6 protein-coding genes and 1 pseudogene are annotated in these 13,233 nt (G+C 66.7%); 5 read left to right on the plus strand and 2 right to left on the minus strand.

Going from position 1 to position 13,233, the window contains the following annotated elements:
- Nucleotides 1-102 precede the first annotated feature (102 nt).
- Nucleotides 103-1,338 carry a TetR/AcrR family transcriptional regulator gene (locus ACT53N_RS10640; protein ID WP_476063858.1) on the plus strand — a complete coding sequence of 412 codons (1,236 nt, stop codon included), beginning with the start codon at nucleotides 103-105 and terminating at the stop codon, nucleotides 1,336-1,338.
- A gap of 96 nt (nucleotides 1,339-1,434) precedes the next feature.
- A complete protein-coding gene (locus tag ACT53N_RS10645) occupies nucleotides 1,435-2,550 on the plus strand; it encodes a hypothetical protein (RefSeq protein WP_476063859.1) in 1,116 nt (371 codons plus the stop codon).
- Between the two features lie 166 nt (nucleotides 2,551-2,716).
- Here ACT53N_RS10645 and ACT53N_RS10650 read toward each other — a convergent pair.
- A pseudogene (locus ACT53N_RS10650) lies at nucleotides 2,717-6,093 on the minus strand (TonB-dependent receptor).
- A gap of 133 nt (nucleotides 6,094-6,226) precedes the next feature.
- Between ACT53N_RS10650 and ACT53N_RS10655 the strand changes: the two are divergent.
- Genes ACT53N_RS10655 through ACT53N_RS10665 form a run of 3 tightly spaced genes read left to right on the plus strand, consistent with a single transcriptional unit; the run spans nucleotide 6,227 to nucleotide 11,879 of the window.
- Nucleotides 6,227-7,696 (plus strand): efflux transporter outer membrane subunit, encoded by a 1,470-nt coding sequence (locus tag ACT53N_RS10655; RefSeq protein ID WP_476063860.1) that lies wholly within the window; start codon nucleotides 6,227-6,229, stop codon nucleotides 7,694-7,696.
- Nucleotides 7,654-8,769 carry an efflux RND transporter periplasmic adaptor subunit gene (locus ACT53N_RS10660; protein ID WP_476063861.1) on the plus strand — a complete coding sequence of 372 codons (1,116 nt, stop codon included), beginning with the start codon at nucleotides 7,654-7,656 and terminating at the stop codon, nucleotides 8,767-8,769. Before ACT53N_RS10655 ends, ACT53N_RS10660 begins: the two co-directional genes overlap by 43 nt.
- Nucleotides 8,769-11,879 carry an efflux RND transporter permease subunit gene (locus tag ACT53N_RS10665; protein WP_476063862.1) on the plus strand — a complete coding sequence of 1,037 codons (3,111 nt, stop codon included), beginning with the start codon at nucleotides 8,769-8,771 and terminating at the stop codon, nucleotides 11,877-11,879. The genes ACT53N_RS10660 and ACT53N_RS10665 overlap by 1 nt, the downstream gene beginning before the upstream one ends.
- 164 nt (nucleotides 11,880-12,043) lie before the next feature.
- On the opposite strand, the gene ACT53N_RS10670 is transcribed toward ACT53N_RS10665, so the two are convergent.
- Complete coding sequence (locus ACT53N_RS10670; RefSeq protein WP_476063863.1) at nucleotides 12,044-13,021, minus strand: sensor histidine kinase; 978 nt, start codon at nucleotides 13,019-13,021, stop codon at nucleotides 12,044-12,046.
- Nucleotides 13,022-13,233 lie beyond the last annotated feature (212 nt).

Consider the following 13,233-nt stretch of genomic DNA (forward strand, 5'->3'; position numbering starts at 1 on the left):
GACAGACGGCGTTGGCCTTTAAGCCAGCCCCATGGACGCCTAGATTGGACGCGAGAGTCCAATGGCCGGCGCGACCGTCGGTCGTCATAGGGCCCCGGGGATTTGAAGGCGATGGACGACGGTCGGATCGCGGGAGCGGCGACGGCGCGCTACGCGAAAAAGAAGGAGACGATCCTGGCGGCGGCCACGGCGATCCTGAACCGCCAGGGCGTCCGCGGCATGACCCTGGCCGATGTCGCCGCCAGCGTCGGCCTCAACACCACCAGCGTCACCTACTACTATCGCAAAAAGGACGACTTGGCCGCGGCCTGCTTCATGCGCGGGCTCGAGCGCTTCGAAGCGATGGTCGAGCAGGCCGCCGCCGAGGCGCGCCCAGCGGAACGGATCGTCAAGTTTCTGGATCTCTATCTCGACCTTAACCGCCGGGTGCGTCTAGGCGAAGCGACGCCGCTGACCAGCTTCGCCGAGATCAAGGCCCTCAAGGAGCCTCTGCGCGGCTCGGTCGTCGGTGCGTTCAACGACCTGTTCCGGCGGGTGCGAAGCTTCTTTGACGACCCGTCCCTGGCGCATCTCGACAAACCTCAGCGCAATGCGCGCACCCATCTGTTGATGGAACAGGTGTTCTGGTCCGGACGCTGGCTACGCCGCTACGACATCGAGGACTACGGCCGGGTGCTTGAGCGGATGAGCGACATCCTGCTGAAGGGCCTGCCTGTCACAAACCGAGCATGGGAGCCCCATTCCCTGCCCGATCCGACGCCTGTGTCGCCGGAGGGCCTGGAATGGCGCGAGACCTTCCTGGTCGCGGCGACACGCCTGATCAACCAGCGCGGCTATCGCGGGGCCTCGGTCGAGGACATTTCCGCAGCGCTGAACGTCACCAAGGGCTCGTTCTATCACCATCACGAAGACAAGGACGCGCTGGTGACCGAGTGCTTCGAGCGGACCTTCACGGTGACCCGCCGTTCGCAACTCGACGCGCGCGCGCTGCCGACCGACAGCTGGACGCAGCTGGTGTCGACCGCCGCCGGCCTGACCAGCTACCAGCTGTCTGAGCATGGCCCGCTGCTGCGCGCTTCGTCGCTCGGCGCCCTGCCGGAGCCGCTGCGCAGCGACATGGCCGACGGATACATGCGGGGCTGGCAACGCTTCGCATCCATCATCTCGGACGGCGTGGCTGACGGATCGATCCGGGCGGTCGACGCCAGCATCGCGGCCCACATGATCAACTCGATGCTGAACGCCGCCGCCTCGCTTGAGGCGTGGGTGCCTGGACTGAAGCGCGAGGAGGCCGCCAACCTGTTCGCCCGGCCGCTGCTGACCGGCGTCCTCAGCTAAGCCGCAGCCCCCGACTATGGCGCGTTAACCATAGGGCGCCCAAGCCGCCAGGCGACTGCTACCATTGGCGTCTCGATTCGCTAGAAGTCGCGCGCCATGACGACCATCAATCCGTATGCGTCGACCTATGCGCCCGGCCTGACCGCAGGCCAGACGGCGGCGCAACGCGCCAGCCAAGCGGCCGCCCAGGCCAAGACCCGCGACCAGAGCGAGACGATCAACACCCCGGCGGTGAACGTCACCCTCTCGCCCGCAGCCCAGGCGGCGCTGAAGGCCCAGACCGACTCCCGAACAATCGAGACGGTGGTCGCCGAAGCTAAGACCCAGATCGCCGCGCGCCTCAAGGCGGCCGGCGCGGCCAGCGCGCTGAAGGACGGCGCGCCCGCCATCGACCTGACGGCGCTGGATCGGCGCTCGCTTTACGCCGTCGCCAGCAACAAGGGCGGGCAGTTCCCGATGGAGCAGCAAGTCGTCGCCGCCCTGGCCTTGAAGTCGCAGCAGGACGCCGTGCTGGCCGCCCCCGCCGCTCACGCCCGGCTCACCGGCGACTACACGAGCCTCTACCAGGCCGCGCTGGATCATCTGGACACCGCAGGTCCCGAGGAGAAGGCGTCCGCCGCCTGGGGCCGTGACCACGAGGCCTTGGTCGAAGGCCGCAAGCAGGCCTTCGCCCGTCCTGGCCTGGCGCCCGCAGGCATCGAGAATGACAGCGTGGCGGCCTACATGAAGGAGACTGGCAGCGCCGTCGCCGGCGCCAAGACCCGCGACTTCAGCAAGGTCGCCGGCGACGTCCGCCTCGCCTTGGACAAGCAGTACGAACTGGCTTTCGCCCCCGAGGCGGCCAAGGATCCCGATAGCGGCGAGATCGACTTCCGGCGGTTCGACGATCGCTCGTTGTCCGCCATCGCCCTGAACAAGGACGACCAGTTCTCAACCCACGAGATCGCCCAGGCCAAGGCGGAGCTCCGTTCCCGTGACAGCGCCGCCATCAAGGCCAGCTATCAGTCCACGGCCGATGAGGCCGGCGGCTTCGGCAAGGCCATGATCACCCGCTACGCCGCCATGACCACCGAGGAACGGCAAGCCGCCGGCTGGACGCCCGACCTCTACGCCAAGATGACCGAGCTGCAGGCCTCGCGCGAAAAGCTGGCGCAGATGTTCAATGCAGACGGCTCGGTGGCCGGCCCCTCCAGCCTGCTCGACTGGCTCTAACTTAAAAGTTTAGAGCGTTCTTCGGTCCGATCACCATTTCAAAGTGTTCGGAGAACGCTCCAGACGCGCCCTTGGTGCGAGCTCGCCTCGACGCCCCGTTTCAGACAAGAAGACGGCGCGTCCTTGGGGGAAGGACGCGCCGCAAGTTCCCACACGCTCCGAGGAACTAGAACTTCTTACGCAGACCCACCTTGTAGGTGCGGCCCAGCGGATCGCCGGTGAAGGGGTCATAGCCCAGGTCGAGGCGGGCGTAGGACGGATCCTTATCGAAGAGGTTGGTGATCGCCAGGGTCGCCGTGGTGTCCCAGGGCAGGAAGACGCGATAGGCGAGGTTGGTCAGGACCTGCTTTTCGATCTTCTTGCCCGCGCTCACCGTGACGCCGGCGCCCGTGGTGTCCTTGTAGGCGTTGGCCGCGAACGGCGCCGTGCGCTGGTCGGTGTAGGAGCCGATATAGTGCACCGACAGACGCAGGTTGTGCGGTCCCGAATTCCATTCCGCATAGGCGTCGCCCTTCCACTTCGGGATCGGCACGACGGTGGTCTGATAGTTCAGCAGGCCCACGGCGTCGAACGCCTTTTCAACCGTGATGCCTTCCACCTCCGTGGCGCCGACCTTGTACTTCTGAATGTAGGTCGCCGAGCCGCCGATCGAGACATCCCCGCCCACGACATCCCGGAACCGATAGTCGGCCGAGAAGTCGAAGCCCGCGTTCTTCACCGGGGCGCCGTTGATGTAGTTGGTGCGTAGGCGCGCGATGCTGGTCGTCGGCGTGGCGCAGGCGCCGGTGAAGGTGAACCGCGCCACGAGGCCCGCATAGGCGGGGTTCGCGCAGTTGTTGGCTCCCGCCGCACCGTTCGGATAGAGCGAGGCCACCATGCCCGCGACCGGCTCGGCGACGATCGGATCCTTAAAGTCGAAGTAGAAGTAGTCGACGCTAGCCTTGAACTCGCCCGTCTTGAAAAGAAGGCCGAAGTTGTAGGTCTGGGCCTTTTCCGGCTTCAGGTTCGGGTTGCCGTAGATGTCGACGGCGCGGAACACCCCCAGGATGCCTTGCAGCGACGTCACCGAGGTTGTGGTGGTCAGCGGATCCGGCGGCCCGCGGAATGTCGAGCCGGCCGAGGCGCGCAGGGCGAGCCATGGCGTGGCCTGCCAGCGCAGCGACGCCTTCGGGTTGAAGGTCGACCCCACCGCGCCGCCGTACTGCTCAAAGCGCGCAGCCAGCTGAGCCTGGAAGTCGTCGGTGATCGGCACCGAGAGCTCGCCGAACGCCGCCGTCACGTCGCTCTGATTGTCAGCCTCATTGCCAACGCCCAGGAACATGAACGGCCCGTTGCGCACCGAGCCGGTGCAGGTGGTGACGCCGAAGTCCGGCGTATTGACGCACGGGTTGATCGCCGCGTTGCTGATGTCGTTGTAGTCGGCGGTGAAGTAGCTGCGGCGATACTGGACGCCGGCGGCCCAGGCGATGTCGCCGCCCTTCAGGGTGATGTTGGTCTTGCCGTTCAGCACGGCCTCGCCGACGAACAGGCGCGAGGCCTGCTTGGTCGACAGCTTCTTGAAGAACCAGTCGATCAGGTCCTTGTTGTTGGCGAGCGCGGGATTGTAGCCGGCGTTGGCTTGACCGGTGATGGCGTTGCCCGGAATCGCGCTGGCGAAGGGGTTGTAGTACATGCACTGGCCGACCCCAGCGGTCCCCTGAACGCCGGGCAGCGACGGATTGCTGTCGCAGAGCGGGCCGCCCAGGCCTTGCAACGCCAAGGCGAAGCGATTGACCAAGGTGTCATAGCCGGTGCGGATGCCGATCTCTTGCGAGTAGGTCAGCGCCACGTCCCAGCCGATGCCGTTCTCGAACTCGCCGGACAGATCAGCCGACACCCGGAAGGCGTCGAACGACCGCGCGCCGATCGAGGGGCCATAGCCGAACTTCGGGTTACCGCCGATGCCGAACGGCCGGTTAGCCGCGTTGATCGCGCCGAAGGCGAAGACGGAGCTGGGAACGGTGGACACCGCGCCCGTCGCCAGGCTGGACAGCTGCACCGTCGGATTGGCCGCCATGAAGGCGATCAAGCCAGGGTTGGAGGCCGGCACGATGTAGCGGCCGGGGATCGGCGAGGCCTCGGCGGTCGGCACCGCCAGGGCGGCGTAAGACGGCGAGGTGTTCCACTCAGGCACGTCGGTGTGCGCGTAGAGGACCTCGACGTGGAACTTGGTCGTCGCCGAAAGATCGGCGTTGGCCTCGGCGTAGGCCTGAATGGCGTTCGACTTTTCGACCAGGTTGTCGAAGGGCGTGTAGTGCCAATAGCAGACCGGCGTCAGGCCGCTGAAGCCCGCGAAGCCGCCCAGGCTGGAGCAGGCGGGGTCGCGCATGCCATTGGTCGTGCTGGCCAGCGGAATGAAGGTCGACGGGTTGCCGGCGGCGGACCAGCCCGCTTCCGGATTGCTCAGATACGACCGATTGGCCCAGTCCCGCTCGGCGACCGAGAGCTTCGAGCGATGTTGCCAGCCAAGGCTGGCCAGGACATTGCCGTTCTCCCAGACCTTGCCCCAGGTGAAGTTCAGCCCGTAATCGCCGTCCGAGCCGTTGATGTGACGGTAGTCGGCGCCGACCTCCAAGCCCTCGAAATTCTTCTTGGTGATGAAGTTGACGACGCCGGCGATGGCGTCCGAGCCGTAGGTGGCGGCCGCGCCGTCCTTCAGCACCTCCAGACGACCGATGGCGGCCGAGGGAATGATGTTCGTGTCAACGATGCCCGCCCCGGCCTGGCCAAACGGGTTGATCGCCAGGCGACGCCCGTTCAATAGCACCAGGGTCCGCTGGGACCCGAGGCCGCGCAGGTTCACAGAGCCGGAGCCCTCCGACCCCTGAGCGCGGCTGTCGAACTGGTTGGTGTCGCCCAGAACCCCGTTGGAAACCGAAAGCGCCTTGAGCAGCTCTACGGTGGACGGCGAACCGCGCTTCTGCAGCTCTTCGGCTCCGATCACCTCCACGGGAAGGGCCGCGTCCTCAGGCGTGCCGCGGATGAAGGAGCCGGTAACGACGACCTCTTCGACCTGGGTCGAGGCGTCCGGCTTCTGGGCCTCCTGGGCCTGGGCCGCGCCCGCCATCGCCAGAGCCAGCGCGAGACATGATCCTCCGCGCAGGAAGCTGCTTCTGTTCATTCGTATTCCCTCCCTCGGTTCGTTCTTGATTGGCCGGTCGTCTTTTCGCGGGGCCATGTCGTGTTCAGCTCGGCGGCGATGTTCCCGACACAATGCCGGCGCGCACGCGTTCTTCGGCGCGGATGCAGCCGCGCCGCTCAGTCGGTTCTTTTTCGAAACCTTGAGATGCGTCGTAGCAAGCCGACAAGCTTTGGTCCCCCGGGCCAGAACGCCTGAAAAGCCACGCAACAGGCTCGCCAAATGCGACGAGTCAGGCGCCCCACGAACTATGTCGAACACCCGTTTCGATGATGCGGTATGTTTTGCCGTCGCGTCAACCTGCGCTGGGTTCGGGAGGTGGGCGTCGCGTCAATCCACCACACTGCTGACAGGTATGGGATCAAGGGCGGGCAAGCCTGCGTCCAGCGGCTCCACGCGCCCGTTAAAGCTCACATCTGGGGGTTCCCCTTCCGGAGCCAGCCCCCTAAGTGGGAGACCATTGGTCGCCAGGGCGCGTTGGGCGTCATAACAATCGGGTTGAACGACATGCGTCACGCCAAGACCGGCGCTTACATCGCGACGTTCGCGTTCCTGGCGGTCGGCTCGGCGGCCTGCACGACACCTGCGCGGAAAGTCGACCTTCCGCTTCCCAGCGCCTATGACGTCCCCGGCGCGACCCCGCTGGCGGCGCAAGCCCTCGACCAGTGGTGGACGCAGTTCGGCGACCCGGTTCTGAACGACCTGGTGACCACGGCGCTGACGCAAAGCCCGGACGCGCGCCTGGCGGCCGCGCGCCTGGATGAGGCGCGAGCGGTCCGCCAAGGCCAGGTGCGGCAAATCTTCATTCCGCAGACGCCGTTGGTCGGCTCAGCCCAACGAACCGACACCGACATCAGCGACCAGAGCGGCACGGGCGGCTTCACCCAAGGCGGCGTGAGCGAGACCTACGCCGCCAATTTCGACGTCTCCTGGGAGCTGGACCTTGTCGGGCGTCGCCTCGCCGCGCTGCGGGTGGTGAAGAACGACATGGCTGCGGCCCGCTTCGCCTATGAAGGCGCCCGCGCGGCTCTCGCCGCCAATGTGGCTCAATCCTACTTCGAAGCGCGCGGGCTGGCGGTTCAGCTGGATGACGCCCGCGAGAGCGTCCGGATCGCCAAGGCCTTGTCTGACACCGCCAGCGAACGGGGGCGGCGGGGCCTGACGGCCACGTCTGAAGGCGAACGCGCCGCTGCGGACCTCGCCCAAGCCGAAGCTCAGGCGGCCGCCTTGGAGGCCCAACTGCGGACGGCGCGCCGCGCCCTTCTGATCCTGGTGGGCAAGGGCGTCGACCCGCTGGAATCCTTGCCCATCACGCCCGCGCTGGCCAAACCCCCAGCCGTCCCGGCCGCGACGCCCGGACAGTTGCTAGCCCGGCGTCCGGATGTGCGCGAGGCCGCAGCGCGACTGGCGTCGGCTTCGGGCAACCTCAACATCAGTGAGCTCGCGCTTTTCCCGACCCTCACGCTCACACCGGGCGTTGGAGTATCCAAGTCGATCTCGCCCAGCTTCCTAGAAGCCGGCGCGGAGACCTCGACGACGAGTTCGGCCTGGACTGTCGGGGCCAACCTCTCGATCCCGATCCTGAACATCCCCAAGCTGATGTCCGACATCAAGGCCAGCAATGCTCGCGTAGAGCAGGCCGCCATCACCTACGAGAAGACGGTGCAGACCGCGTTCGGCGAGGCCGACAACGCCCTGGTGCAGTTGGCCGCCGATGAGCGCCGCGTCGCGCTGTTGTCGGCTGGCGAGCGACGGGCAGCTGTCGCGTACGAGGCCAGCCGCAAGGGGTATGCGGCCGGGCTCACCGACCTGACCACGGCGCTGCAGGCCGAACAGGCCTGGCGCGCGGTGCGCTCCGCCTCAACAGCCGCACAGACCCAGGCGCTGCAACGCGCCGTTCAAACCTACAAGGCTCTCGGCGGCGGTTGGTCGCCCGAGGCTGTCCCGAACAAGGCTTCCGCGCAGTGAGATCCGCTCCGATGACGACCCGCTACATGATCGCCACCGCCCTGGTCTGCGCCGGCGTGGGCCTGACCGCCTGCGGCGGCAAGAAGGACGCCGCGACTGACAAGACCACGCCGGCCGCGTCCGCGCGGGTCGTCAGCGTCGGCAGCGTCGAGACGCGCCCCTTGGGGGGCGGCGTGGAGGCTTCAGGCCTGCTGGTCTCCCGCGAGGAGGCCGCCGTCGGCTCTGAGCTGACCGGCTACCGCGTCGCGCGGCTCTATGCCGACGAGGGCGACTGGGTCCGCGCCGGTCAGCCGCTGGTCCAGTTGGACGACACCCTGCTGCGCGCCCAGATCGACCAGCAGTCGGCGGTGACCGCCCAAGCGCAGGCCGAGGCGGCTAGAGTGTCTGGCCTCGATGGCCAAGGCGTCCTCAGCCAGGAACAGATCGAGACGCGACGCTATCAGGCCAAGGCCCAGGAGGCGGCGCTGAAGGAGCTGCGGACGCGCGCGTCGCGCATGACGATCACCGCGCCCGTCAGCGGCCGGGTGCTGTCGCGCGGCGTCCAGCCCGGCCAGATCGCCGGCGGCGGAACCGCCCCGTGGTTCACCATCGCCCGCGACGGGCTGGTGGAGTTGGACGCCGAGGTCAACGAAGCCGATCTGGGCGGCGTTCGCCCTGGCCAATCAGTGGCTGTATCGCTGCCCGCGGGTCAGGCCCTGACGGGGATCGTGCGCCTGATCAGTCCGCGTGTCGACAGCGCCAGCCGACTGGGCAAGGTGCGCATTCGCCTGCCCGTCCGCCCCGACCTGCGGCCTGGCGGCTTTGGCCGCGCCACGTTCGGCGCGTCCGGCGCGCCCGTGACGGCGGTCCCCGAATCCGCCATTCGCTACGAAGCTGACGGCCTGTTCCTGATGACGGTCGACAGCAACAACCGCGCCAAGCAGGTCCCGGTGAAGATCGGCCAGAAGGGCGGCGGCTGGGCCCAGGTGCTGCAAGGACCAGCACCGGGCACGCGCATCGTCCTCGGCGGCGCAGCCTTTGTCAGCGATGGTGACGTGGTCCGTCCGGCCCCGGCGCAGCAGGCGGCGCGCTGATGATTGATCAGAACAATACGAGCGAGCACCCCAGCGGTCAGCTCCGCGTTTCGGCTTGGGCGATCCGCAACCCCATCCCTGTGGCCGTGGTGTTCATCGCCCTGATGATCGCCGGCGTGGGGGCCTATCTGGGCTTGCCCATCAAGCAATTCCCGAACGTCGAGTTCCCCGCCGTGACCGTCACGGTCACCCAGAGCGGCGCGGCGCCCGGCGAGATGGAGACCCAGGTCACGCGTCCGATCGAGGACGCGGTCGCCAGCATCTCCAACGTCAAGACCATCCGCTCATCGGTGGTTCAAGGCGCCTCGACCACGACGATTGAGTTCAACCTGGGCGAAGACCTACAGAAGGTCACCGACGAGGTCCGCTCCAAGGTCGACCAGGCCCGCGCCGTTCTGCCGCGGGAGGTGGACGAGCCGCTCGTCCAGCGCCTGGAGATCACCAGCGCGCCGATCATCACCTACGCGGTCTCGGCGCCCGGTATGAGCGCGACAGACCTGTCCTGGTTCATCGACGATACGGTGACCCGCGCCTTGCAGGGGGAGAAAGGCGTCGCTCAGGTGGCCCGGGTCGGCGGCGTCGATCGTGAGATCAACGTCATTATCGACCCTGACCGCATGGCGTCGTTCGGCGTCACGGCCCCGCAACTGAATCAGGCCTTGGCCAGCTTCAGCGTCGACGCGCCCGGCGGCCGCGCCAGCATCGGCGGACGCGAGCAGACCCTGCGCGTGCTAGGCGCGGCGACCACGATCGAGCAGCTGCGCCAGATCACGATTCCGGTCGCTGGCGGACGCTATGTGAAGCTGACCGACGTCGCCCAGGTGGGCCAGGGCTCCGAAGAGGAACGCGGGTTCGCGCGCCTCGACGGCAAGTCCGTGGTGGCGTTCCAGGTCATGAAGACCCGGGATTCCAGCGACGTCGCCGTCGAGGATCGCGTGAAAGTCGCCGTCGACAGACTAGCGGAGAAGACCCCTGGCGTGACGTTCGTGAAGATCTTCTCGACCGTCGACGAGACCCGCGCCAGCTTCAAGGCCACCGAACACACCCTTCTGGAAGGCATGCTGCTGGCGTCGCTGGTGGTGTTCCTGTTCCTGCGCGAATGGCGGGCGACCCTGATCACCGCTATCGCCATGCCGGTCTCGCTGGTGCCGACCTTCGCGTTCATGGCGTTCATGGGCTTCTCGCTGAACGTCGTCACCCTGCTGGCCCTGACTCTGGTGATTGGCATCCTCGTGGATGACGCGGTCGTCGAGATCGAGAATATCGAGAAACGGGTCGCGCGAGGACAAAGACCGTTCCAGGCGGCCATGGAGGGCGCCGACGCCATTGGCCTCGCCGTCGTCGCGACCACCTTCACGATCGTGGCGGTGTTTGTTCCGGTGTCCTTCATGCCCGGCATGCCCGGTCAGTTCTTCAAGGAGTTTGGCCTGACGGTCGCCGTTGCCGTGCTGTTCTCCCTGGTCGTGGCCCGCCTGTTGACGCCGCTGCTGGCGGCCTACTTCCTCAAGCCCGCCAAGGCGCCGCACGCGCGCAAGCCGTTCAAGGGGCTCTATCGCAACATCCTGGACTGGTCGCTGGACCATCGGATCCTGGCCTGCGTCATCGGCGGCCTGATCTTCATCGGGTCCATTATGCTCGCAGGCCTGCTGCCGACGGCGTTCCAACCCGCAGCGAACAACAACTACTACTATCTCAAGGTCCAGGGTCCGCCGGGCGCGACCGTCGCCGACATGGACCGCACGGTGCAGGCGGTGACCACCATGTTCCGTAAGCGCCCCGAGGTGACCCACGTCTTCGCGCAGGTCGGCTCCAACATCGGCAGCGGCTGGGGCGGGCAGAGCAGCGCCGACATCCGCGACGCGACGATCACTATCGTCCTGACCGGAGACCGCGACCTGAGCGTCACCGAGATCAAGCAGGAGGTGCGCGACGGTCTTCGTGACATTCCCGACGCCCGCGTCAATCTGCTGGGGGACTGGGGCTCTTCGGAGGTGCAGACCATTCTGGTTGCGGAAGACGGCCCTCTGCTTGAGCGGACAGCCGCCCAGATCGAGCGCGAGATGCAGGGCCTGTCGACCGTGGCCGACCCGCGTCCCTCCTCCCCGCCCAGCGGGCCGGAGATCCTGATCCGTCCGAAGGCGGACGAAGCCGCCCGCCTCGGCGTCAGCTCGGCCGATATCGCCGCCATCGCCCGGGTGGCCACGGTCGGCGACATCGACGCCAATGTCGCCAAGATGACCCAGGGCGAACGACGGATCCCGATCCGGGTTCGCCTCCCGGCGGAGAGCCGTCAGGATCTAGAGGCGCTTGGCGCGCTTCGTGTTCCCACGGCGAACGGCGGCAGCACGCGTCTGGACAGCGTGGCGGACCTGTCATTCCAGGCCGGCCCCGCCAAGATCGACCGTTTCGCGCGGAAGCGTCAGGTGACCATCGAGGCCGATCTCAGCAACGGCGCGCAGCTGGGCGAGGCCATGGCCGACGTCGGCAACCTGCCGACCATGAAGAACCTGCCGCCAGGGGTTGGACCGGCGTCGGCCGGTGACCAGGAGGCGTTCGTCGAGCTGTTCACCGGGTTTGCGGTGGCCTTGTTGTCGGCCGTCGGTCTCGTTTTCGGGGTGCTGGTGCTGCTGTTCCGCAGCTTCTTCAAGCCGATCACCATCCTCTCGGCCTTGCCGCTGGCGATCGGGGGCGCATTTTTCGCCCTCTTGGTGATGGGCCAATCCCTGTCGATGCCGTCCCTGATCGGCTTCCTGATGCTGATGGGTCTGGCCGCCAAGAACTCGATCCTTCTGGTGGAGTACGCCATCGAACAGGAGCGCGCAGGCATGAGCCAGCGCGAGGCCATCCTCGACGCGTGCCATGAGCGCGCGCGCCCGATCGTGATGACGACCCTCGCCATGATGGCCGGCATGCTGCCCACGGCTCTTGGTATCGGCACCGGCGCGGAGTTCCGTCAGCCGATGGCGGTGGCGGTGATCGGCGGGCTGATCACGTCGACGGTGCTGTCGCTGGTGCTAGTGCCCGTCGTCTACGAGATCGTCGACGACTTCGAGATGTGGCTGAAGCCGAAGCTGGCTCGAGTGATCACCCCGCGCGAGGCGCCGGAATAGGTTCCCCGGGGCTGACGACGGCTTTGAGCGCCCAACACCTTGGTGTTGGGCGCCCTAGGGTGTTCTCCGATCAGTGTGAAACGGTGATCAGATCCAGGAATGCTCCAAACTTTTGAGTTAGAGCCCTTTCCGATCTGATTGGTTCGATCAGACCGAAAGGGACTCTAGTCGCGCTTGGGGGCGTAGCTGAGCCGGCAGACCGTCCAGTCGTCTTCACGCCCCATCTCGAACTTACCGCCCAGTTGCTGGGCCATCGCGCGAACGATTCTGAGCCCCAGGCTCTTGGATCGCGCGGGGTCGAAGTCCTGTGGCGGACCCGCACCGTCGTCGCGCACCGTGAGCACATGGGTCAGGCCGGACTGATCGAGCATGACCTCAACGCGGCCCGCGCCGCCCTCACCGAAACCGTGTTCCAACGCGTTGTTGAAGCTCTCAAGCATCACCAGGGTGACCGGCGTGGCTTGGTCAGGGTGCAGCGGCTCCTCGCCGCCGTCGATCGTCAGGACAACCTTTGCGCCCGCCGCAGCGGCGGCGCCGGCCAGGACAACCTCGGCGAACGTGCGGAACGGCGCGGGCCCCCCTACGGCGTTATGCAGTTCCCGCTGGATCTTGGCGATCAGCTCGATACGCCCCCCGGCCTCGGCCAGAGCGTGGCGCGCATCCTCATCGTGGATCCCGGCGCCTTGGAGCCGTAGCAGCGCGCCGACGACCTGCAGGTTGTTGCTCACTCGGTGATGCAACTCGCGATACAGCAGGTCGCGGCTCTCAGCGAGCGCGGCGTAACGCGCGCGCTCCTCCTCGAGCTGCCGCAAGGCCTTGCGCATGCCATCGATGAAGAAGACGTCGACCGCCACGACAAAGGCGTAGAAAGCCAGCGCCACAGTCGTCGGGAAGTTCATGCTGAGGGTATGGAAAGGCGGAATGAAAAAGTACCAGGCGGTGATCCCGGACGATACGGCGCAGAGGATCGACGGCCCGAGGCCAGCGAAATACGCGGTGATCACGACCGCTGGAAAGAAGGTGAGGTAGGGGAAGCCGGGCGGGAACCAATCGTTCAGCGCATAGCGCAGCGCCCAGGCGACTAGCGTCGCCAGAATGGCGAAGACATGCCCCCCGATCTTTCCACGAATGAGCGCGTTCACGGCCAAGCTTTTCCCCGCTGCGCTCTCTGGTGAGGGAAAGCCGAATAGGCGTCAAGCGGGTAGCCGACATAGGCGAGGTCACGCGACGAAAAAGCAAAAGGCCCCGGAGATTGCTCTCCGGGGCCTTCGCATTTCTCAGCCGAAGCTCAGAAGGTCGATTACTCGACGATCTTGGCGACGACGCCGGCGCCGACGGTGCGGCCGCCTTCACG

The organism is Caulobacter sp. DMC95, assembly GCF_056313785.1.

Coding starts and splice junctions, on each gene's coding strand:
- ACT53N_RS10645 (WP_476063859.1), top strand. CDS start 1,435: ATGACGACCATCAATCCGTATGCGTCGACCTATGCGCCCGGCCTGACC.
- ACT53N_RS10665 (WP_476063862.1), top strand. CDS start 8,769: ATGATTGATCAGAACAATACGAGCGAGCACCCCAGCGGTCAGCTCCGC.